Source organism: Trinickia sp., assembly GCF_051954495.1.
Lineage (GTDB): Bacteria > Pseudomonadota > Gammaproteobacteria > Burkholderiales > Burkholderiaceae > Trinickia.
Map to the genome: position 1 here is coordinate 19,072 of NZ_JBQCHR010000124.1, position 22,386 is coordinate 41,457.

Below are 22,386 nucleotides of genomic sequence, written 5' to 3' on the forward strand. Positions count from 1 at the left end.
CGTGTCGGTTCGCGTCGCGTCTTATAGGAATGCGGCCAGGATACGCGCGAAAAGTTCGCATCGTTTTGTAGTGGTGCCTCTAATCAGCACGCCGCGCAGCGGTAGGGCGGCGGCGTGCTTCGTGCTCAAAACAGTTGGTATGAAAACGTCGCATTAAGCCTCGGGCCGCGCGAGGGGCTTTCGATCGGCGCATCGCCGACGGCTTTGGCAATCGACAGGTCCAGGCTGTAGTGCTTGTTGTCGGTCACGCGAAAACCCAGGGCGAGCGACGCGAGTTTGCTGGGCGCGGCGGGGCCGGTATGCAGATAGACGCGCGCCATGTCGAACGACACGTAGGGCGTCCATGTCTGCAAGTAGCGCGAGCCCACGGCGATGGGGCGGTTGATCTCGAACGATGCGCCGAAGCCCGAATCGCCCGAGGCTTCGCCGGGTTGGTAGCCCAATGCGAAACGCTGCGCGCCGAACGCGATTTGTTCGGAAGTCGGCAGCGAGTCGGGGCTGTATTGGCCTGTCAGCGCGAGCGCCGTACCGATTTTGAACGGCCACTCGTTGGTCTGCGAGAAACTCGCGCCGGTGCGCACGAAAGTGAGCGAAACGGGGTTCGTTTCGACGACGCCCGGCACGTTCGTTTCGCCCGCTTTAGACGCGCCGAGCACACCGAACGCTTTCGCCACGTTCAAGCTCGCGCGGCGTGTCTGCCCCGTGCGCGTATCGGCGTAGTCGAGCTGAGCCTGCACGACGCGCACCTGCGAGCGCAGGGCAAGCGTCGCGCCCGTCAAGGTATTCAAATAGCGGTTCTCGTCATGGGCGGCGTAGGCGGACATCGTGCCCATGAGGCTACGCGCGTTGCTCAGATAGAGCGGGTAGGCCGCGGACACGCCGAGCTTGTCGTTGACGACGGTCCGTGCGACGTATGAGGGCAGACCCGGGTTGTCGGTCGGATTGCCGTGATAATGCGAGGCATTGATTTTGGCGATGAGGCCTTCGCTGCCGATGGGCAATGCGCCGGTCGCGGCATAGTACGTTTGGTTGTCGCGGCCTTTGGGGACGAGCGTCGATATGCTGAGGTCCTCGCCGAGCGAGGCGAGCCCGTTTTCCGTTACGGTCACGAGGCCCTGCACGCCGGGGTGGTGGAAATCGATGCCGGTCGCCACGTTGAACGGTTTGCGCTCGACATTCAAATCGAGCGAGGCGGCGCCGTCGGTCGTTTGCGGTGGTTGGACGGTTGCCGATATTTTCACGCCGGGCAGCAGGCCCAGCGCATTGACATAGCGCTCGAAGGTGGCGCGTCGCAGCGGGCGTTCGTTGCGGATGCGATCGGCGATGTCGCGTATTTTTCGCTCGGTGCCGCCGGGGTTGCCGGTGATCTTGACGTTCGACACATAGCCCTCGACGACCGTGACTCGCACCACGCCGTTCTCGAATGTCTGCGCGGGAACGAACGCGAACGAAAGCGCGTAGCCGCGCGCCTGGTAAAGCCGCGTCACCTCGTTGGCGGCTTCCACGAGATCCCCGATCGCGACGCGCTTGCCGACGAACGTCGAGAAGTGTGAGGCGACGTCGGTAAATGCGATGGATTTGACGCCGTCGATTTCGATTTTGCTCGGCGTGAGCTGCGTTTGGAGCAACTTCTGAAGCTGTTGCTCGTTCGATTGAATTTGGACGCTGACGTTCGGTGCGCGGCTAGGCGTTTGAATTTGAGGCAGCGCTTGGAGCGGATTGCCGGTCGCGGCGGGGCGCGTTTGGGCGAGCGCGGGTGTTACCGCACCCGCGGCGACGAGCGCAAGCCACACCCATTGATTGGTTGTCCTAACCATGTTGGTTTCCTCGTTGGCCGTTTCATCTGCGGGCGCTTCGCCTCGCTTTTTTCATGTCCGCTGCGGTGCGGTGTGCACGCTCGCGCGTGCGCGGGCATGCACACCGGACGCCGGGAGCATTACGGCAGCTTGCCGACGAGCGGAAGGCCGCCCCCGAGCAGCGAACTCAGTCCACTCGTTGCCGAACCCGCGCCGGCCGTCGTACCGCTGCTGCCGCTCGTGGCGCCGCTCGTTGTGCCGAGCGCGCCCGTCAGGGGAGCGAGCGGGCTGCCGCTCGTGCTACCGCCGAGCAGTCCCGTGAGCGACGAAAGCGGGCCGCCGGCGCCGGTCCCGCTTGTCGGTGCGCCGGTTTGCACGGTCGTCGTGGAACTGCCGACGATGCTCGTGATGAGGCCAGGAATGGGGGCTGCGCCGTTCGGCCCGGCGGAATTCACGAGTCCGCCGGCGTTGACGACGGTATTGCCGACGCCGGACACGAGTTGGCCGACGTCGGCGACGACCGGGTTGGTCGAGGCGCCGGCCACTTGCGCGCCGGCGCTTTCGAGCGCGCCGCCGACCTGGCCCAGCAAGCCCGACACGGGTTGACCGAGTCCCGTGACGGCGCCGACGCTTTGCGTCTGCTGGCCGAGCGTGACGACGAGCGGGGTGATTGCGGAACTGATCGGCTGCGTGACTTGCCGCACGGCCGAGGAGGACAGCGTATTGCCGAGTACTTGGCCGCCGGCGTTGACGCCGTTGGCCAGCGTGTCGAGCGCACCGGCCACCGGCGTCGTCACGGGCGCGAGCGGCGAGAGCGGGCCTGTGCCGAGCGCATCGACGGTCTTGGCGACACCTGCGATGACGCCGCTCATCGCGCTGACCGTCGGGCCGGTTCCCGCGAGCGTGGCGTCGACGGGATCCGAGGCCGAGCCGATTTGACCGAGCCCGTTGCTGACGGCGTTGGCCGCGGTGTCGATTACCGCGCCGGTCGACGATACGGTTTGGCCGACCCCTTGCAATACGGGCGTGTTCACGCCTGGAATCGTCGTCGACGAGATGGCGTTGCCGAGGTCGCTGGCTACGGCGCCCAGCGTTGTCAGCGCGCCCGAGGTCCCGGTCTTCGTTGGGGTAGGTGTGGGATCCGGCTGAGGCGTGACCGTGCTGCTTTGCGGAGGCGGCGGCGCCGTGACGCCGTCGCCGGCGCAAGCCGCGAGCAGATAGGCGACGGCGAACGCCGTCAGCGGTGCGCGCAGCGTGGTCGCGTTCGTGCGTGCGGTTTCGATGATTTTCCGATGTTGCTTCTTCGACATGATGTGCTCCTCGTGGCCGATGGCCGAGATGCGCCTGAAGTTGCGGTCCGCCTAGCGGGCGCCGGCGGACCGCGCTGCTTATTTCTTGGGGAGGGCGCCGGTCAGGCCGCTCGTCAGCGACGACAGGCCCGAGAGCGGGTTCGTGCCGCTGCTCGTGCCGGTGCTGCGGCCGGTCAGCGCGCCGGTCACCGTCGTCAAGAGGCCGCTGACCGGCGCGAGCGGATTGGCGCCGCCGGTGCTGCCGCCGGCCGGCGCGCCGAGCGCGCCGGTGACGGTCGACACGAGGCCCGTGACCGGCGCGAGCGGGTTGCCGGTCGTGCCGCCGGGAGCCGTAGAGCCGATCGTTCCCGTCACGCTCGAAAGCAAACCGCTTACGGGGGCGAGCGGGCCGCCGCTCGCGCCGCCGGCCGTGCCGGCGATGCCCGACAGCGCACCGGTGAGCGGCGCGAGCGGGTTGCCGGCGCTGGAGCCCGTGACGAGACCGCCGACCGAGGCGAGGGTCGTGCCGGTCGACGTCAAGACGGCGCCGATTCCGGTCGTGACGGGATTGCCGCCGGTCGAAGCCACGATGCCGCCGGCTTTTTGGAGGCTACCGCCGACCGTGCCGAGGAGCCCGGCCAGCTGCGGGCCGGCGCCGGTCGTCATGCCCGCGGTCTGGGTCGTGGAGGCGAGGACGGAGGTGATCGGTGTGATCGTCGTACTCAGCGATTGCGTGACCTGCTGCACCGCGCCGCTCGCGAGCGTGTTGCCGAGCGTCGTGCCGCCGCTGCCGATGGCGCCGCCGAGCGTTTCGAGTGCGCCGCCCACCGGGCCCGTAATCGGCGCCAGTGCGGAGAGCGGCCCGCTCGCACCTAGGCTCGTCACGAGCACGCCCGCGTCCGTGACGGCATTGCCGAGCTGGCTGACGGCCGGCCCCGCGCTGGCGAGCGTCGTTCCCACGGGGTTGGGCGTGGCGCCGGTTTGGCCGAGCCCTTGAGTGATACCGCTGCCCAGCGTCGACACCGCCGCGCCTACGCTTTGGACGGCGGCGCCGGCCGCCTGCGTGGTCTGAGGGTTGGTTCCGGGCAGCGTTTGTTGGCCGATCTCCGCGCCGATGCCCGAGACCGTCGAGCCGCCCGCGCTGACGACGTTGCCGCCGTTTCCGAGCACTTGGCCGACGGCGTTCGCCGTGGCGCCGCTACCGCCGCCCGAGCCGGTCGTTGTCCCTCCGCCGTTGTTGGATCCGCCTCCTGTCGTCGAGCCACCGGAGCCGCCCGTCGTCGACGAGCCGCCGCCGGTTCCACCGCTGCCGGCGCCGCCGGTGGTCAGCGCGCCGCTGCCGCTCCCCCCGCCGCCGGGGCTCAGTCCTTGGCTAAGCGTACCCGAGCCGCCGCAGGCCCCCAGCGAAAGCATCGCCGCCACGGCCGTCGCAATCCATGTAGCGCGTGTTGCCCCGTTTATTTTCCGTGTGTTCATCGCCGCTCCTCGTTTGGTTTGTCCAACTAGTTGCGGGCGCAAGTAGTGCAATGGGCATGCCAACGATGCGAGAAATGGCGGGGGCGTGGCGTCGAATTACACGCTCGGGCTGATTCGACGAGGGTTTGCGGGCGGCGACTCGGATAGGACGCCCTCTAACGATCGAGTAAAAAGTCGCCGACGCGAGATGCAATTGAATAGAACGTAACGTAACGAGGCGGCCGAGGCGTTACCGATGTGGCCGTAACACGTTATTGAACGGCTGTGTCTCAGCATTTAGTGCAATCCATCTAAGCTATCGTAACCCCTAGGCTCAATGTGATCACAAGACCCCGTGAAGAAGTGTAGAGTCGCGCTGTAGTCAGATTGAGTGTTCAACTCGCATCGGCGATAAGCAAAAGAAACAAAGCCGACAGATACCGGAGGGAGCCATCGACTCATTATTCGCAGCTCATCGTTAGAACCGCGCAGCCAGAGTCGGATTGCGGGCGAAAGTGGGGCGGCACAGCAACGTCGAATAAGGAAAACGGTGGGGTAACGAGGCTTGCGCTCGACCCTTCCGTGCAAGTCGCCGAGCAGAACTCGCACGACGTCGATCTACACTTCGAGGAACATTCATGAACGAGCTCGTCAAGCGTTTCGTAAGCGAAGATCGCGGGGTGACCGCGATCGAGTATGCACTCATCGCCGGACTTATCGCGGCCGCTATCGCCACCATAGTCGGCACCATCGGCACGAATATCCATGCGGTCTTCACCGCTGTCGCCGCAGCCATCACAACGTGACATTTATCCCGCGGCGAAGTTTTAGAAAATGGGATTTCGTCTCGTCGATGAATACCTGATGCGCTGATTGCCTCGGCGATCGGCGTAGATTAATTCGGCCATTTCCAGCTATTCGAAAGTACGCATGCAACCAGCAAGCGCTTTATTCGCCGTGTGGGCCGTGCTCGTCGCCTGGGGAGATTGCCGCGATCGCCGTGTCGCCAATTGGCTCGTCGCAGCGGGCGGCGCGGCGGCGATCGCGTGCGCGGCCCTTCACGCGTCGCCGCTCGGCGTGTCGCCCACGCAGGCCGTGGTCGGTTTCGTCGTGGGGCTGGCCTCCTTGTTGCCGTTCTTCCTGCTAGGCGTGATGGGCGCGGCCGACGTGAAGGTGTTCGCCGTGCTCGGTGCATGGTGCGGCGCGGCGGCGTTGTTCGGCGTGTGGGCGGCGGCGAGCATTGCGGCGCTCGTGCATGCGCTTGCCTTGATCGTCGCGGCTAAGGTGAGATCGCGCAACGACCGTCCGTGGTCGCCGTGGCGCGGCGGGCGACCGGCGTTCGCCGTCGGGGCGCGTCGTGCGTCGCCTTATGCGGCGATGCTCGTGGGCGCGGCGTCGCTGCGCTGGTTCGGCCATGTGCTGCACGGGGCGACGCAATGATTCGGTGCGGCCGTCATACGTTGCGCCCGCACGCGCGGGCCGCCGGCAGCGCGGCCGTCGAATTCGCACTCGTCTTCCCGCTGCTATTCACGGTGCTGTACGGGATCGTGACCTATAGCGTGCTGTTCGTGGCGCAGCAGAGTCTGACGTTGGCGGCCGAGGAGGGGGCTCGGGCGGCGCTCAACTATCAGAGTGCGACGAGCGTCGCCGGCGCATTGACGGCGCGCAGCGCGAACGCCTGCAGCGTGGCCAGTCAATCGACACAGTGGCTGCGCGCCTACGCGCTTTGCGCCGCACAGACGCAAAGCTGCAGCTACAACAGCGCCATGCAATGCGTGCAGGTGACGCTGACGTACGACTATGCGCGTCATCCGATCGTCCCGAAGCTGCCGCTTTTGAGCCTCGCGTTGCCGCAGACGTTGTCCAGTGTCGCCACGGTGCAGCTCGACCCGGAAAACTTGTTATGAAGCGCCTGCACGGACGGCCTTTTACCTGCGCCATCGCTGCGAAGGCGGGGCCGGACATCCATCGATCGTCGCCTCCAAGGAAACGAGCATGACGCATCTGAACGTCACGAAGATCACCGCCGGCGCATTGATCGTCGCGGCGCTGCTGCTGGGGCTCTACGCTTGGACCTTGAGCCGGCATTCGGCGCCCGCGGCGCAGGCGACGCCGGTCGCGGTGGCCGCGGCTCCGGACACGATGTTTCCCACGGTGATCGCCACGCGCTTGTTGCCCGCCGGCACCCCTATCACGGGCGATGCCTTGCGCGTCGTCATGCTGCCGGTGCGGCCGAGCGGTGCGTTTTCGGATGCATCGCTCGTGACGCAGCGTGTGCCGCTGTCGGACATCGGCCCCAACGTCACGGTCTTGGAGGCGTACCTGTCGTCGGGTTTTGCCGAACAAGTCGGCTTGGGCGAGCGTGCCGTGGCCGTGCATGTCGATGAGGCCAGCGCCGTCGGCAATCGAATCCGGCCCGGCAACTTCGTCGATGTGTTCTTCACCCTCAAACGAGAGGGGGCCGGTGTCGGCCCGCAAGCGGAAGTCACGCGGTCGCAGACGCGCTTGCTGCTCTCGCGCGTACGCGTGCTCGCGTTCGGCAGCACGGACTCGGGCGCCGGCAACCCGGCGCAGGTGGGCGTCGGCGTGCGCACCGCGGTATTGGCCGTCCCGACGGCCGACGTCGATCGCCTCGAGTTGGCGGACAGCACCGGGCATGTGCTATTGGCGCTGCGCAACCCGCGCGACGAGGGCGGAGTCGCGGCCGCAGACGGACAGGGCGCGCGACGGGCAGGCTTGATTCGCGCCGGCGCGGCGGCAGCCGGCAGCCAGCCGCTGGCCATGCAGCAAGCCGCCGCAGGCGTGTCGCTAAGTGAGTTGGCCGGCGGTTTCGGCGCGACGGCAAGGGCCGCCGCACGTGCGCGCAGCGGGCCGTCTCATGAAGCAGGCGCGATCGAAGTCATCCGAGGGGGGCGCGCGCAGACCCTGACCGAGTAGCGGCGATCGCGCGGGTTCGATCGCGAATATCAAGAAAGGCCGGAAACGAGGACGGCATACGACATGGCGAAGACAGCAGCGGGGGGCAAACGTGTGGCGATGGCGTACGCTCGGGTAGGCGGCATGCTTTTCATGATGCTTTGCGCGAGCGGTGCGATGTCGCATGCGGCGCAGGCGCAAGCCGTCGCGCAGCGCGGGCCGGAGACAGCGTCGAGCGCCGCGGTGGAGTTGAGCGTGGGCGAGCAGCGTCAGCTCGCGGCGGGTCGCTCGCTCTCGCGCGTCGCAGTCGGCGATCCGGATGTTGCCGATGTTCTCGTGATGCGTGAGCGCAACGGAAAGGGCGGCGTACTCGTCGTCGGCAAATCCCCCGGGACGACGAATCTGATGCTCTGGGACAAGGCGCAGGCGGCGCCGCAAACGCTGACGCTCACGGTCAGGCCCGCCGCCGCCGCCGCGCTGGCAAACGGCGCCGCGCCGCACGTCGCGACCTATGACGGGGACGTGGTCGTGTCGGGCAGTACGCCGACGATGGAAACGCATCAACGCGGCGTCGACCTCGCGGCGCTTGCGGCGAGCAAGCGCTCGCGCGCGAATACGTCGAGCGGCGATCGACGCGGCGCGCTCGCCGGCAATGGCGGGCGCGATGGCGCAGGCGCCACTGCCGGCGCGATCGTCGACGAATCGACAGTGGCCACGCGCAGCATCGTTCAGGTCGATGTGCGTGTGGTCGAATTCAGCCGCACCGTGCTCAAGGAGGCCGGCTTGAACCTGTTCAAGCAGAGCAACGGTTTTGCATTCGGATCGTTTGCACCGTCGGGTTTGACCTCGGTCACGGGTGGGGGAACATCGAATTTCCAGGCGGTGGGCGCTGTGCCGATCGCGTCCGCGTTCAACCTCGTGCTCAATTCGGCGGGACGGGGCTTGTTCGCCGATCTCAGTCTCATGGAAAGCAACAATCTCGCGCGCGTGCTGGCAGAGCCGACCCTCGTCGCGCTCTCGGGCCAGAGCGCGAGTTTTCTGGCGGGCGGCGAAATTCCCGTTCCCGTGCCCGAAGCGCTCGGCACCACGTCGATTCAATACAAGCCCTACGGCGTCGGGCTCACCCTCACGCCGACGGTGCTCAGCGCGCGGCGCATCGCGTTGAAAGTGGCGCCCGAAGCGAGTCAGCTGGACTTTCAGAACGCAGTGACGATCAACGGCGTATCGGTGCCGGCGATCACCACGCGGCGCGCGGACACGACCGTCGAGCTCGGCGACGGCGAGAGCTTCGTCATCGGCGGTCTCATCGATCGAGAAACGCTGTCGAACGTGGGCAAGGTGCCGTTGCTCGGCGACCTGCCGATCATCGGCGCGTTCTTCAAGCAGCTCAACTACCAGCGCAAGGACAAGGAGCTCGTGATCATCGTCACGCCGCACCTCGTTTCGCCGCTGGCGAAAGATGCGCGGTTGCCGTCGCTGCCCGGCGAGCAATCGGAGCAGCACGGTGGTCCCGTCTGGCGATCGTATTTGGGCGGCGCGCTTTCCGGCGATGTCGGGCCCGGCTTCTCGCGATGAAGGCGGCGTATCGGTCATGGGCCGGGCAAACTACACAAGCGCAGACCCGGCAGGGGGAAGCAGGATGAATGCGAGGGCGCCAACCTTGACAGAGCCAGAACGGGCGATCGTCGATTGCTTCGTGTTCGCGTCGAGCGACGAAGCCAACGTTCGATGGCTGGCCGACGCGCTTGCGACGACGGGCGCCGTGGAGGCGGCGGGGCACGACCCGGGCGCACTCGCGCAGCGCATCGCCGCGTTACGGCCTTCGCTCGTGTTCGTCGATTTCTCCGGCGGGCGGATCGACGCGGCGAACCGGGCCGTGCAGGCGGCGCGCGCGTCGTCGCTGCAGGCGCCGGTCGTCGCGGTGGGTAAGCTCACCGAGCCGCAGAGCGCCGTCGCGGCGCTGCGCGCGGGCGTGCGCGATTTCGTCGACCTAGCGGGCGCGTCGCAAGAAGCGGCGAGGATCGCCCGCGAAGTGCTCGAGCACGCGGCGCAAACGCCTGTGCGCCACGGGCGGCTCACGGCGCTGCTCGGCGCGCGTGTCGGCGTGGGCGTTTCCACGCTCGCGGCTCATCTGGGCGTACGGTTGCAAAAGCGCGGCGCGCCGGCGGGGCGGCAAGCGGCGCTCGTCGATCTCGGTCTGCCGGCCGGCGACGGCATGCTGTATCTCGACACGCGCAGCGAGTTCGACTTCGTGGAAGCGGTGCGCAATCTGCGCCGTTTCGACGAAACCTTCGTGCATACGGCGCTTGCCCGCCATGCGAGCGGGCTCGCCTTGACGACGCTCTCGCCCGATCTATCGGCGTTGCGCACCGTCTCGTATGCATCGGCGGCGGCGCTGCTGACGCGCTTGCGCGCTTTCTTCGATCAACAGATCGTCGATCTGGGCGGCTTTTCGAATCATGAATTCGTCGCCCAGGTCGCTCGAGCCGCGGACGACGTCTGGCTTGTTTGCAATCCCGCGATCGCGTCGGTGGTGTCGGCGGCCGATTTGCTGCGCGAACTGGCGGCCGCGCAATTCGACACGGAGCGAATCGGCGTGGTGGTGACGCAGTACGACGTGCGCCTCGGGTTATCGGCAGAGCAAATCGCGGCGCGGCTGGGTTTGCCGCTCGTCGCGACGTTGCCCTCGCGGCGCGTGGCGCTTGCGCAAGCGGCGAACCAAGGCAAGCTGCTGGCCGACATCGCCGAACGCGATCCCTATGTGCGCGCCGTCGATGCGCTCGTCCAGCGCATGGCATCGCAAGCAGACGCGGCGGACGTTGCGGGTGCGGTGGGCGGCGCGGCGTTGCTCGGTAAGGCGGAGGAGTCGACGCGAACGGCGCGATTTGCACGGCTTGCGCGATTCGGCGGGTTCGATCGATTCATGCGATTCATTCATCTTCCTACGAAGCGGTCATAAACGATGGCAAACGAAATCGAATTTGCCGACGATGCTTCCTCGTTCGCGCATACGCAGCAGTTTCAAGACATCAAGAACGCGGCGCACGAGCACTTGCTCACGCGCATCGAGGAGCTGGGCGCCGAGTTCGGCCGATGGTCGCGCGCGGCGATCAATCAGTTCGTCGATCTCGAGATGGACAGTTTCGTTCGTCTGCGCCGTATTCCGATCAACGAGAGCGAAGTGCGGCTCATCGCGCAAGCCTTGACGAAGGAACTCGCCGGATTCGGGCCGATCGAGGATCTGCTGAGCGACCCCGCCGTAGAAGATATCCTCGTGAACGGGTACCGCGACGTCTATGTTTCGCGTCACGGCATCCTCACTAAAATGGCGGTCCGTTTCGCCGACAACGCGCATTTGCTGCGCATCGTTCGACGCATTCTTGCACCGATCGGCCGGCGGCTGGACGAATCGAATCCGATGGTCGATGCGCGCTTGCCCGACGGCGGGCGGGTCAACGTCGTCATCGAACCGCTGTCGATCGACGGGCCCGTGGTGTCGATCCGCAAGTTCCGCAAGGATCCGCTGCGCCCGGCCGATCTGCTCGCCAACGGCACGTACGACGCCGAGATCGGGGCGCTGCTCGAAGCGGCGGTGGCGGCGCGATGCAACGTGCTCGTGTCGGGCGGCACGAGCTCGGGCAAAACCTCGTTGCTCAATGCCCTTGCGTTTCATATCCCCGAGCCCGAGCGTGTCGTCACGATCGAGGACACGGCCGAGCTTTCGCTCAACCATCCGCATGTCGTGCGTCTGGAGAGCCGGCCCGGGGGCTTTGACGGAACGGGGCTCGTCACGATTCGCGATCTGCTGCGCAACTCGCTGAGAATGCGGCCCGATCGCATCATCGTCGGCGAAGTGCGCGGCGGCGAAGTGCTCGAAATGCTGCAAGCCATGAATACGGGCCACGATGGTTCGATGGGCACGGTGCACGCAAGCTCGCCGCGCGAGTGTCTGTATCGGCTGGAGATGCTCGCGGGTTTCGCGGGTTTTCAGGGCACGGAGTCGAGTTTGAGGCGCCAGATAGCGAATGCGATCGACTTCATCGTGCAGATCGGCCGCCTCTCGAACGGACGGCGCCGCATCTTGTCGGTCACGGAAGTCACCGGGCTTTCGGACACGATCATCGCCACGCAAGAGCTCTATCGCTATGAACCTCACGTCGATGCGGACGGCGAGGAGATCGACAACTGGACTTCGCTGGGCATTCACCCGCATTCCCCCAAACTTGCCCGCTATAAGTCGATGCTCGGCGCGAGCTTCGACCAGGACTTTTCGCAGGGGGGCTTCCGTGTCTAAAGGCGCGGCGATACTCGCGGCCTGCGCGCTTTTGTTTCTTGCCCTTGCCCTGCTGCTTTGGCAGCGCGGCGCACGCGCGCAGCGCCGAATCGGGGCCCAGCGCTTCATCGATAGCCGCCTTGCCGCGACGGGAGTGGCGGTCGCGGGCAGAGGCGGCGCAGCGACAACGTCGGCGTCGGCGCCGCTCGCTCGTATGGCGCAAGGCGTGCCGCCGGCGAACGCGCATGCGTCGCCGCGGCCCGGCAAAGCGGCAAGTCCTACCGCCGGCGACCGACGCGGCGTGCACCAGCGGCGGCGGCCCATGCCGATCATCGTCGAGAACCTCGTCGTGCGGGCGGGGCTCGCCGACGCCGGCGCTCGGTTGGCGTTCGCCTGCGCGGCGTTGGCGTTGGCGCTTGTTTGGATCGGATGGCGCGCGGGCGCGGTAGCCGTGTCCGCGGCCGCGATCGGTGCTGGCGCGATCGTGGCCGTGCTGTTGACGGCGCGTGCCCAGCGGCGGCGCTTGGCGATCATCGTGCAACTGCCGACGTTTCTCGACGGAATCGTGCGGCTCGTCACGCTCGGCAACAGCGTCCCCGCGGCGTTCCAGGCCGCGTTACAAACCACGGAAGCGCCGTTGCGCGAATGCCTCGATCACGTGTCGCGAATGATGCGTGCGGGCGTGGAAATCGATCGCGCGCTGGCGCACGTCGCGGCGCTCTACGGTGCGCGCGAGTTCGAGTTCGTCGGCGCGGTGCTGCGCCTATCGGTGAAGTACGGCGGCCGCGCGGATGTCATGCTCGAACGCATGGCGGCGTTCATGCGCGACCTCGAGCAGGCCGAGCGCGAACTGGGCGCGATGTCGGCCGAGACCCGGCTTTCCGCTTGGGTGCTGGTGGCGCTGCCGCTCGCGATCGGCGCGTTCCTGATCGCCAACAATCCGGCGTATTTCAGCGCGATGTGGGGCGACCCCGACGGGCGGCACTTGATTTACCTCGCATTTGCGCTGCAGGCCGGCGGGGGGTATTTGCTTTATCGGATGACGCGCTTGAGGACATGATCGATGCGGCCTGACCGACTGATCTCGCTGGCCCTGGCGTTGGGCGCCCTCGGATGTCTGCTGCTCGCCTACGTGGCGTTCGCGCGCGTGGCGGCGGAGCGACGCGGTGCGCGCACGCTCGAGAACGCGCTGGAAAGGCGTGTGGCCGCAGCCGTCGCGTCGCAGCGGGCGTCCGATGCCGCGGGCGCGCGTCGCCCCGGGCCGAGCGACGCCGCTTCGGCGCCGCCGCCTTCGACGCCCGCCGGACGCATGGCGAGGTGGCGGGCGCGCGTCGGTCACGCGGGCGCGCGCTGGCTCGACACCCCGCTCGGCCGGCATATCGTCGCGAGCGAAGACCGGCGCCTCATTGAGCAATGCGGCTTTGTCGACGCCGATGCGCGCGGCTTCTTTCTGCTTTCTCGGTTGGGGTGCGCGCTGGCTGTGCCGTCGCTCGCGAGCTGGCTCTGGGGGGCGCTGATCCCGGGGGGCTACCGCGTCGTCTTCGCCATTGGCGCGTTCGCGGTCGGATTCATGCTGCCGAAGCTGGCCCTGGCCCGGCGCGCCGCGATCCGGCGCCGCGCGGTGGCCGACGAAATGCCGGTGCTCGTCGATCTGCTGCGTCTGCTTCAAGGTGTAGGCCTCTCGCTCGATCAGAGCTTGCAGGTGACGGTGGGCGACTTTCGTTCGATGCTGCCGGTGCTGGCCGTCGAGCTCGAACTCGCGCAGCGTCAATTCGCGGCGGGCCGCACGCGCGAACAATCGCTGCAGCGTTTGGGCGCGAGTTTCGATAACGAGGATTTACGCGCCGTGGTGCGGCTGATGATTCAGGTGGACCGCCATGGCGGTGCGGTGCAGGAGCCGCTCAAGCAATTCGGCGACCGCTTGCGCGAAACGCGCCGGGCGATGCTGCGCGAAAGAATAGGACGGCTCACCGTGAAGATGACGGGCGTGATGATCGTCACGCTGCTGCCGGCGCTGCTGATCGTCACGGCCGGCCCCGGCTTGCTTGCGGTCGTTCGATCGTTGAGCGCGGTTCATCGATGAATGCGGAGGGATGACTTGAGCGATCCATACACCGGCCGTCCTCGTACGCGTACGTTGCGCGAAGCGGTTTGCGTCGCCGCGCTCGCGTTGTGCTGCGGCGCCTGCGCCTTCAAGGAGTCCGGCTATGGCGCGGGCGCGCAGGCCGAGCGCGCGGCAGCGCAAGCGGCGGCCGACAAAGATCCCGCTCCCGACACGCCGGGCATGTATCTCGCGCTGATCGACCGCATGCAGCACCAAGGGCTCTATTACGCGTCGCTAGCGCATATCGACGCTTACGAAAAGCAGTACGGCGCGACGCCCGAGTCGACCTTGCTGCGCGCCGATGCGCTGCGCGAGACCGGCCAGCCGTCCGCGAGCGCGCAAGCCTACCGCGCGTTGCTGCGCACGGCGCTGGCGGCGCGCGGTCATCGCGGGCTCGGTCTGCTCGCCGGTGCCGCGGGCGACTTTCGGGAGGCGTCGCGCCAATTGACGCAGGCCGTCGCGCTGGCCCCGACCGATGCGGCGACGCTCTCCGATCTCGGCTATGCCTTGTTGCGCGAGGGCGCCGTGGCCGATGCGCGGGTGCCGCTCATGCAAGCGGCCGAGCTCGACGCGCATAGCGCGCGCATCAAATCGAACCTTGCGCTGCTGATGTTCGCACAAGGTCGAGCAAAAGAAGCGCGCGCCTGGATGGATGACCAGCGGTTCTCGCCGCCGGTGCGTTCGGCGATTCGCGAGGACGCCGCCAAGGTGGCGTCGGCGGCGCGCTCTTATCGAGTCGGTGCAGCCGCGTCGCGCGATGCGGCAGCTTCGCGTTGAAGCCTACGTGCTTCGAGCAATGACGCTATGGGAGGCAGAGATACGATGAAACAGGCATCGAAGATCGGCGCCGCGCTGCGCAGGGTAGGGGGTGCGACGTGCGCGATCGCCTGCATGAGCGCGCTCGTGTGCGGCGAGGCGCAAGCCGGTTCGCCCGACGCGGATGCATCGTCGCGCGCAAGCGCGGGGGCGGGGAGCCGTCACGCAGCTTTGATCGGCGATGCAACGCGCGAGTGGCTCGAATTGCAGCGAACGAACGCGGCTGCCGCACCGGCTATGCCGATGCCCGGTGCGCAAGCGACGCTCGCCTACGAGCGATACATGAACTCGTTCCGAACCAAGATTCCCGCTTCGTTCGGTTCTGCCTTCTCGGGCGAGGGCGGTGCATCGCGTGCGGACGCTACGGGCGCCGGAGCGATCTCCACGCCGCCCTCGGGCTCGAACTGAGGCTAGCCCGCCCATGCCGCACACATCGACATCGATCATGCATCGTCGCCGGGCTCTTGCCACGGAGGGGTTGGCCTTCGAACAGAGGAGCCGATGCGTGGCCGGGTCGACGCGGCGAAATGCTCGGCGCCAGCGCGGCGCCGTGGCGCCCATCGTCGCCTTGTTCATGACGATCGTGATTGCGTCGCTCGGTGCGCTCGATGTCGGCAACGCGTTTTTCGCGCGGCGCGCGCTGCAGCGTACGGCGGATCTGGCGGCGCTGGCGGCCGCTCAAACGATGGACGACGCTTGCGCCCAGCCCGCGGCCATGGCGCGCGCGAACGCGCGGGTGAACGGCTTCGACGCCAACGCGACCGGCAATTCCCTGACGATCGTCTGCGGACGCTGGGACGCGAACACTGCATTCGTCGCCGCCAACGCAGCAACGCCGCTAAACGCCGTGCGGGTGAGCGCGCAGCGAACCGTCCCCTACTTCTTCCTAGGCCCCGCGCGGCGGATCAGTGCGAGCGCGACGGCGAAAGCGACGAACTTGGGCGCCTTCACGATCGGGACGACGCTCGCGCAGTTGCAGGGCGGCCTCGTCAATTCGATGCTGGGCGCGCTGCTCGGCGCGAATCTGAATCTCGCCATTGCCTCCTACGAATCGCTGGCGAGCGCACGCGTGCGCATGCGCGACTTGGCGGCGGCGGCGACTGTCGGCACGGTGCGTCAATTGCTGGCGGCGCAATTGACGCTCGCCCAGTTGGCCGATCTCATGGCGACGGCGCTGTCCTCCGGTTCGATCGCCGACGCCAACCTGCAGACCGACCTCGCCACGCTGCAGGCCATCGCTAGCGGCGCCGTCGCGAAAACGGTGCAAGTGCCGCTCGGCGATGGCGAGAGCGGACGCGGGGTGTTCTCGATCGAAGCGGCGGACAGCCAAAGCGCGCTCGATGCGACAGTCAGCCCGTTCGACGCGCTGCTCGTCGCGGCCGAGGTCGCGAAAGCGGGCCAGCCGCCCGTCGCCTTGGCGGCGGGCATGAACATCGCGGGCTTAGCGGCCACGGTGCAGGTGCAAATCATCGAACCACCCGTGCTTGCCATCGGCGAAGCCGGAATGGACCCGGCTTCGCAGCAGTGGCGCACGCTAGCGCATACGGCCCAGGTGCGCTTGTATCTGAACGTCGCGCTCGGCACGCCCCCGCTGCCGCTCATCGGCGCGGTGGCGCTCAATCTGCCGCTCTCGCTCGAAGCCGCACCGGGCACGGCGTGGCTGCAAACCGCCAACTGCGCGCCGACGAAAGCGGCAAGCACGTCGACGATCGGCGTGCAGCCTGGGTTGGCGAAGGTCTGTATCGGCGATCCACCCGGCGCTTTCTCCGCTTCGCAGCCGTTCAGCTGTACGAAAAGCGCGACGCTCGTGAACGTGACCAATGTCGTGAAGGTGACCACGAACGCGTCGTTGCCGGCGGTGGTGCCGCAGGCGTCGGCGGCGACGCTGACGTTCGACGGCGTGACGCCCAACGCCGACGACTACCAAAGCGCCAATTCCAATGCCGTCGGCTCCGTGCTGGCGACGGCGCTCGCTGGGCTCACGGCGTCCATGTCGCAGCCCGGTGGGCTACACGTCACGCTGCTGGGCGGGCTGCCGCTGCCGGTCGACCTTGTCGTCGGCGCGGTGCTGGCGGCGCTTACGCCGGCGCTCGATCAGTTGCTTGGCGGGATCGACTTGGCCATCGATCCTTTGCTTCAGTTGCTCGGCGTGCAACTCGGCGTGGCGACGATCCACGATTTGTCGTTGACCTGCGGCGCTTCGCAGCTCGTCGATTGACGCCCGGAACATCGATGTTTAGGACACCGAAAAAAGATGAGAACCGCCCATACAATCGAGGAACTGGATATTTACGTCTGGGAGGGCAAGGCAGACATCGTCGAGCGCGTGGTGCGCTGCATGTCGAGCTTCGACGTGGACGTGATTCGCGCCGACGATATGACGAACGCGCCCGAGCGAAGCGCATCGCGTGCATCGATCGCGGTGATCAGCGTGAGCATCATCGACGGCGGCGGCGCGAAGCTGCGCGACTGGCAGGCTCATACCGGCATGCCCGTGATTTGGGTGGGCGCCTTGCCGCGCGAGCGCGATCCGGCGATGTATCCGGCCGAATACTCGCACGTGTTGCCGCTCGACTTCACGGGCGCCGAGTTGCGCGGCATGGTGACCAAGCTCCTGACGCAGCTGCGCGCCCACAGCGCGCAGGCATTGGAGCCCACCGCGCTCGTCGCGCATTCGGACAGCATGCAGGCGCTGCTGCACGAGGTCGATACGTTCGCCGATTGCGATACGAGCGTGCTGATTCGCGGCGAAACGGGCGTGGGCAAGGAGCGCATCGCACACCTTTTGCATGAAAAGCATGGCCGCTACGGCGCGGGCCCGTTCGTCCCCGTCAATTGCGGAGCCATCCCCGACGGTTTGTTCGAGTCGCTTTTCTTCGGGCACGCCAAGGGGTCGTTCACAGGCGCGGTGGGCGCGCACAAGGGCTATTTCGAGCAGGCTGACGGCGGCACGCTGTTTCTCGACGAGATCGGCGATTTGCCGCTCTACCAGCAGGTCAAGCTGCTGCGCGTGCTGGAAGACGGGGCGGTGACGCGTATCGGATCGGCCGCGCCCGTCAAGGTCGATTTCCGCCTGGTGGCTGCGACGAACAAGGATTTGCCGCAACTCGTCAAGGACGGCGCGTTTCGAGCCGATCTCTATTACCGCCTGGCCGTGATCGAGTTGCGCATCCCCTCGCTCGAAGAGCGCGGCGCCATCGACAAGATCGCGATCTTCAAGGCGTTCATCGCTTCGGTGGTCGGCGCCGAGCGCCTCGAGAGCCTGCCGGAGATTCCCTACTGGCTGGCCGACGCCGTGGCCGACACCTACTTCCCCGGCAACGTGCGCGAATTGCGCAACCTCGCTGAGCGGATCGGCGTGACGGTGCGGCAGATCGGCGCCTGGGACGCCGCGCGACTGCGACGGCTGATCGCCCACGCCCGCAATGCGCAGCCGGCGCCGGCCGAAAATGCGAGCGAAGTCGTGGTCGACCGCAGCAAATGGGACATGGCCGAGCGCACGCGCGTGATCGCGGCACTCGCCTCGAACGCATGGCGGCGGCAGGACACAGCACAATATCTCGGAATCAGCCGAAAAGTCTTGTGGGAAAAAATGCGGAAGTACCAGATATTCGACGAGGAGCCCGAAACGCGAGAAAGTGAGGGATAATGGCGCGCTTGAGTCAAAGTTGTCTCAAAAAGTAGAACTATTAGCGCAGGAAAGGACATATGAGCCACTATTCGCGTATGCGGGGGACCGCGCTTGCAGCGCTGATCGCAATCGGGGGATTGGGAATCAATGGTTGCGCCACGGCGCAATCGGCCACGGACAACGCCGCAAACGTTGCACCGTCGGCGCCTTCTACTGTCGTAGCCGCTTCGTCGGCGCAGCCGCCGCAATCGGCGCAATCGGCGCAGCTGTCGGCGCCCGTCACGTCGCCTGACCAAGCGGCATCCGCCCCGGCGGCCGACGAAGGGGGCGATGGGCAGGGAAATGTTGCCGAATTACAACGGCTAATGCACGGCACGGAGCTGTCGGAGCTGCGTACCGCGTACAACGGGACCTACGGGGCGAGCCTGTTGCTGCACGGTAAAGATATGACGTATTACGTCGTACTCTTTCAGCAGAAGAATTTCTGGCGCGTGATCAAGACGACGAACGAGGATTATGCGGAAGCCGTGTATGCCGAGTTCACACGTCGGAGTGCGCAGCTTGCCGATGTTGAAATCAAGCGAACGAAACTCGCGGCTCAAAAGGCCTACACCGAGGAACTGATCGCGGCCGCGCAAGCGCGCGCCGATCGCCTGCAGGCCGATCTCGACGTCGCACGCAAGCAACAGGAACTCGCCGCGAGCCGTCAGAAGCAGGCGCGTGAAGAGGCCGCGGCGTTGCAGAACCAGAAGCTTGCGGCGCAGGAGCAGTTGAGCGCGGTGCGGCAACAGGTTCACTCGCTGCAGCAGCAGGCGGAACGGGGCTTGCCCCGCACGCGCGCCCAGCGTCACCGCAAGCACTGACGCGCACGGGCATCCTTGGATGCCCTCGCTCGGGTCAAATCGTCGCCGTCGTGCGGCCGTTCAGACGGCTGCATGACGGCGCTTTCGCTTTCGTTTTCGCTTTCGTTTTCGTCTTCATGTTCGGTGGCGAGGCGGCGCCGCTCCGTCGCTCGATTCGCGCTGCCCGATCGCTTGTGCAACGACTCTTTCCACGATGCGTTTCGCGCTGGCCAAATGCGCGACCGTCATCGCCTTCGCGCCGCGCGCATCGCGGGCACGGCATGCCTTCAAGATAGCCAAGTGTTCGTGCTGAAACGCCGGCGTATCGGCGAGCAAGGTGCTTTGCAGCCGCTCGTAACGCTCGACTTGGCCCCGCAGCTCGCGAATCGCTTTGAGTTGGCGAGCATTGCCGCACGGCGCATAGAGCAACTCGTGGAATTCGCGATTCAATTCCCCTTGCTTCTCGGTAGTCGCTGCTTTGCCGAGTAGGCGGTGCACGAGTTCGGCGCGCACGATCGTTTCCTCGGTCATTCGCTTCACTGCGCGAAAGATCGCATCGCCCTCGAGCAATGTGCGTAGCCCGTAGATTTCGTCGATGTCCGCCGGGGTCAAGGTGCGCACGACGGCGCCCCGGTTGCGATGGATATCGATGAGGCCTTCTGTCTCGAGCGTCTTCAAGGCTTCGCGCAGCGGGATGCGGCTGACCGAAAAGCGATCGGCCAGATCGCGTTCGACGAGCCGCATGCCGTCGCGCAGTTCGCCTTTGGCAATCAAGACGCGCAGCGATGAGGCGATGGTATCGGCGGTGGAATCGAGCTTCGTTTGCATGTGTGATGTTCGCAAAGTTTGGCATAATGGTATACCAAACTACCAAGACGGAGGCTTACATGTCGTTTGCGGATACCGGCGCCACGCCGTACTACGCCGTGATTTTTACGTCGATGCGCACCGAAGTCGACGATGGGTATTCAGAGATGGACCAAATACTGAGCGAAGCGGCGGAAAAGCAGCCCGGCTATTTGGGCGTGGAGTCGGCGCGCAGCGGGGTCGGCATTACCGTTTCTTACTGGCGGGATCTGGAATCGATCGCGGCTTGGAAAGCCGACGCGACGCATCTCGTCGCCCAGCGGCAGGGGCGCGAGCGTTGGTATGAGGAATATGTGACGCGCATCTGCAAGGTCGAGCGCGATTATTCGTTCAAGAAGGACTGATCGAACGGGAGGGTTGGCCGTCAGGCCAATGCGCGGCGGCGGGGCGCACCCGCCGCCGGCGGTGGGGGCTTATTCGTCGCGATTGCCCGAATCGCCGTTGTCGTTTCCGTGCCCGTGGTTGCCGCCTGGGCTGCTGGGCAGCGTGCTGAACGGACGGCGCCGGCGCGTGACGACCACCGGGCCCTCCGACGAGCGATGCTCGGGGGCGGGCGACGAGCCGTAGTGCTCGCGCGGTTCCCTCGGCTCGCGCGGCTCGCGCCCCTCGCGAGGCTCACGGCCTTCACGGCCCTCGCGCGGCCCCGAACCTTCGCGCGAGCCATGGCGCTCGCCGTAGCCGCCGGTGCGCGGACCGCGCGGGCCGGGGCGCGTGCCCGTATCGAGCTGGATCGTCGAGATCGCGCGCTTGTAAATGCCTTGCAGCCCCACGGGCGTGCGCAGCATGACGAGGTATTGATCGAACGACTCGATGCAGCCCGTTAGGCGAATGCCGTTGACGAGGTAGATCTCGACGCGCTTGCGCTCTTTGCGCGCGGCGTTCATGAAGTCGTTTTGCGGATGCGATTCTGACGGATTCGGCATTGCTAGGACAGCAGCGGGGGCTGCTCCACGGTTGGTTGGCGGCTACGCGACGATACGCGCGCGAATGGGCCGGATTTTACCCTGTGTGCGCGAAGTGCGTGTCGATTTGGCTGAGATCGCCTGCTTCCACGCGTCGTTAAGGCGTTTTCCGACGAAGTTTCGCACTGTCGCGGCGTGGCGTGGTCCCGTAAACGCCGGCCATTTGGCCGAAAGCGGTAGATATTCCGAATGTTTTCTCGCATTTCCTTGCGCCCTGAAGCGCCGCGCTTATCATCGATGAGAATCGAGATAACGACCTTGGCGCCGACTGCGCCGCCGATCGCACGTACTTTACGCAAACGACAACTTCAGGCTCCGATCGATGAATGTGCGTCCGCAGAACCTATCGGAAGCCCGATTCGCGCAAGCGCTACGCGAGTTGGCTTCGATTGTCGGCCAGACGAACATGGTCACGTCCGCCGATGGCTTGCGCGAGTACGCCGACCCGTTCGCGCCGCAACCCATGGCGCGAGCGTTCGCCGCGTCGGCCGCCGTATTGCCCGCTTCCGTGGACGAAACGCGCCAGATCTTGCGGGTCGCGCGCGCCTATCAATTGCCGCTCTGGCCCGTTTCCACGGGCCGAAACTTCGCCTACGGAGGGGCAGCGCCGCGTTTGACCGGCTCGGTCGTACTCGATCTGAAGCGCATGAACAGGATTTTGGCGGTCGACGAGAAATTGGCTTATGCGCTCGTCGAGCCCGGCGTCACGTATTTCGATCTCTACGCCCATTTGCGCGAGCACGGGCTGAAACTTTGGATCGACCCGGCCTCGGCGGGGTGGGGAAGCATCGTGGGCAACACGCTCGAGCGAGGCTTCGGCTACACGCCTTACGGCGATCACGCGGCGCATCAGTGCGGCATGGAAGTGATGTTGGCAAATGGCGAACTCGTGCGCACCGGCATGGGCGGAATCGAGATCGGCCAAGCTTGGCAGCTTTACAAGCCCGGTTACGGGCCTTCGTACGATGCGATGTTCATGCAATCGAATTTCGGCGTGGTGACGAAGCTGGGCTTGTGGCTGATGCCGCGCCCGGAAAGCTATGTCATCGCGCACGTGAAACTGCCGCGGGAAGGCGATTTAGAGGCGGCCGTGGAGACGCTTCGGCCGCTCAGGCTCGGTGAAACCATTCGTCATCATGCCGTGATCGAAGGCGCGATTCGTCATGCGGCGGGCATGTCTTCACGTAGCGACTGGTATGACGGCGCCGGGCCGGTTCCCGAGGCGGTCGTCGACAAGATGGTGGCCCGGCTCGACATCGGGCGTTGGAACGTGCACTTCGCGATTTACGGCGAACCGAGCGTCGTGCAAGCGCGGTTCGATATTGCACATCGCGCGTTTGCGGCGTTGCCCGGTGCGCGGATCGACGCGCATCGTTATACACCGGATGCGGAGCCCGTAGGCGGCAGCGAGCGCAATATGGCGGGCATTCCGGCG

General features: G+C 66.3%; 21 protein-coding genes. 16 read left to right on the forward strand and 5 right to left on the reverse strand.

Annotated elements, in window-relative coordinates; translation table 11 throughout:
- Nucleotides 1-125 precede the first annotated feature (125 nt).
- The 3 genes from ACTHNR_RS16700 to ACTHNR_RS16710 form a co-directional block, all read right to left on the reverse strand.
- Nucleotides 126-1,817: a ShlB/FhaC/HecB family hemolysin secretion/activation protein gene (locus tag ACTHNR_RS16700; protein ID WP_440548767.1), complete on the reverse strand. Its 1,692-nt coding sequence runs from the start codon at nt 1,815-1,817 to the stop codon at nt 126-128.
- 119 nt (nt 1,818-1,936) lie between these two features.
- Nucleotides 1,937-3,106, reverse strand: coding sequence for a collagen-like triple helix repeat-containing protein (locus ACTHNR_RS16705; protein ID WP_440548768.1), 1,170 nt, complete (start codon nt 3,104-3,106; stop codon nt 1,937-1,939).
- Nucleotides 3,107-3,184: 78 nt separating this feature from the next.
- On the reverse strand, nt 3,185-4,561 hold the full coding sequence (locus ACTHNR_RS16710) for a collagen-like triple helix repeat-containing protein (protein WP_440548769.1): 1,377 nt from the start codon (nt 4,559-4,561) through the stop codon (nt 3,185-3,187).
- Between the two features lie 617 nt (nt 4,562-5,178).
- Here ACTHNR_RS16710 and ACTHNR_RS16715 point away from each other — a divergent pair.
- The 14 genes from ACTHNR_RS16715 (at nt 5,179) to ACTHNR_RS16780 (ending at nt 19,143) form a co-directional block, all read left to right on the forward strand.
- Complete coding sequence (locus ACTHNR_RS16715; protein WP_440548770.1) at nt 5,179-5,346, forward strand: Flp family type IVb pilin; 168 nt, start codon at nt 5,179-5,181, stop codon at nt 5,344-5,346.
- Nucleotides 5,347-5,470: 124 nt separating this feature from the next.
- A complete protein-coding gene (locus tag ACTHNR_RS16720) occupies nt 5,471-5,980 on the forward strand; it encodes an A24 family peptidase (RefSeq protein ID WP_440548771.1) in 510 nt (169 codons plus the stop codon).
- A complete protein-coding gene (locus ACTHNR_RS16725; RefSeq protein WP_440548772.1) occupies nt 5,977-6,447 on the forward strand; it encodes a TadE/TadG family type IV pilus assembly protein in 471 nt (156 codons plus the stop codon). Before ACTHNR_RS16720 ends, ACTHNR_RS16725 begins: the two co-directional genes overlap by 4 nt.
- 88 nt (nt 6,448-6,535) lie before the next feature.
- On the forward strand, nt 6,536-7,477 hold the full coding sequence (gene cpaB, locus ACTHNR_RS16730) for a Flp pilus assembly protein CpaB (RefSeq protein ID WP_440548773.1): 942 nt from the start codon (nt 6,536-6,538) through the stop codon (nt 7,475-7,477).
- Nucleotides 7,478-7,633: 156 nt separating this feature from the next.
- A complete protein-coding gene (locus ACTHNR_RS16735) occupies nt 7,634-9,031 on the forward strand; it encodes a type II and III secretion system protein family protein (RefSeq protein ID WP_440548788.1) in 1,398 nt (465 codons plus the stop codon).
- A gap of 64 nt (nt 9,032-9,095) precedes the next feature.
- A complete protein-coding gene (locus tag ACTHNR_RS16740) occupies nt 9,096-10,415 on the forward strand; it encodes a fimbrial protein (protein WP_440548774.1) in 1,320 nt (439 codons plus the stop codon).
- A gap of 3 nt (nt 10,416-10,418) precedes the next feature.
- The gene (locus ACTHNR_RS16745) at nt 10,419-11,750 is read left to right on the forward strand and encodes a CpaF family protein (protein ID WP_440548775.1); all 1,332 of its coding nucleotides are present in this window, start codon (nt 10,419-10,421) and stop codon (nt 11,748-11,750) included.
- A complete protein-coding gene (locus ACTHNR_RS16750) occupies nt 11,743-12,789 on the forward strand; it encodes a type II secretion system F family protein (protein WP_440548776.1) in 1,047 nt (348 codons plus the stop codon). Before ACTHNR_RS16745 ends, ACTHNR_RS16750 begins: the two co-directional genes overlap by 8 nt.
- Nucleotides 12,790-12,792: 3 nt before the next feature.
- A complete protein-coding gene (locus tag ACTHNR_RS16755) occupies nt 12,793-13,812 on the forward strand; it encodes a type II secretion system F family protein (protein ID WP_440548777.1) in 1,020 nt (339 codons plus the stop codon).
- A gap of 15 nt (nt 13,813-13,827) precedes the next feature.
- Nucleotides 13,828-14,610 carry a pilus assembly protein gene (locus ACTHNR_RS16760; protein WP_440548778.1) on the forward strand — a complete coding sequence of 261 codons (783 nt, stop codon included), beginning with the start codon at nt 13,828-13,830 and terminating at the stop codon, nt 14,608-14,610.
- Nucleotides 14,611-14,655: 45 nt separating this feature from the next.
- Complete coding sequence (locus tag ACTHNR_RS16765) at nt 14,656-15,057, forward strand: DUF3613 domain-containing protein (RefSeq protein ID WP_440548779.1); 402 nt, start codon at nt 14,656-14,658, stop codon at nt 15,055-15,057.
- 13 nt (nt 15,058-15,070) lie between these two features.
- Nucleotides 15,071-16,867, forward strand: coding sequence for a TadG family pilus assembly protein (locus ACTHNR_RS16770; protein WP_440548780.1), 1,797 nt, complete (start codon nt 15,071-15,073; stop codon nt 16,865-16,867).
- A gap of 36 nt (nt 16,868-16,903) precedes the next feature.
- On the forward strand, nt 16,904-18,298 hold the full coding sequence (locus ACTHNR_RS16775; protein WP_440548781.1) for a sigma 54-interacting transcriptional regulator: 1,395 nt from the start codon (nt 16,904-16,906) through the stop codon (nt 18,296-18,298).
- A 59-nt stretch (nt 18,299-18,357) separates the two neighbouring features.
- The gene (locus ACTHNR_RS16780; RefSeq protein ID WP_440548782.1) at nt 18,358-19,143 is read left to right on the forward strand and encodes a DUF2968 domain-containing protein; all 786 of its coding nucleotides are present in this window, start codon (nt 18,358-18,360) and stop codon (nt 19,141-19,143) included.
- A 114-nt stretch (nt 19,144-19,257) separates the two neighbouring features.
- On the opposite strand, the gene ACTHNR_RS16785 is transcribed toward ACTHNR_RS16780, so the two are convergent.
- Nucleotides 19,258-19,950 carry a GntR family transcriptional regulator gene (locus ACTHNR_RS16785; protein ID WP_440548783.1) on the reverse strand — a complete coding sequence of 231 codons (693 nt, stop codon included), beginning with the start codon at nt 19,948-19,950 and terminating at the stop codon, nt 19,258-19,260.
- 59 nt (nt 19,951-20,009) lie between these two features.
- On the opposite strand from ACTHNR_RS16785, the gene ACTHNR_RS16790 reads away from it, so the two are divergent.
- Nucleotides 20,010-20,333, forward strand: a complete 324-nt coding sequence (locus ACTHNR_RS16790; protein ID WP_440548784.1) for an antibiotic biosynthesis monooxygenase family protein — start codon at nt 20,010-20,012, stop codon at nt 20,331-20,333.
- A 69-nt stretch (nt 20,334-20,402) separates the two neighbouring features.
- On the opposite strand, the gene hfq is transcribed toward ACTHNR_RS16790, so the two are convergent.
- Nucleotides 20,403-20,912 carry an RNA chaperone Hfq gene (gene hfq, locus ACTHNR_RS16795; RefSeq protein ID WP_440548785.1) on the reverse strand — a complete coding sequence of 170 codons (510 nt, stop codon included), beginning with the start codon at nt 20,910-20,912 and terminating at the stop codon, nt 20,403-20,405.
- A 361-nt stretch (nt 20,913-21,273) separates the two neighbouring features.
- Here hfq and ACTHNR_RS16800 point away from each other — a divergent pair.
- Nucleotides 21,274-22,386, forward strand: a 1,113-nt coding sequence (locus ACTHNR_RS16800; RefSeq protein ID WP_440548786.1) for an FAD-binding oxidoreductase, incomplete at its 3' end; no start/stop codon positions are given.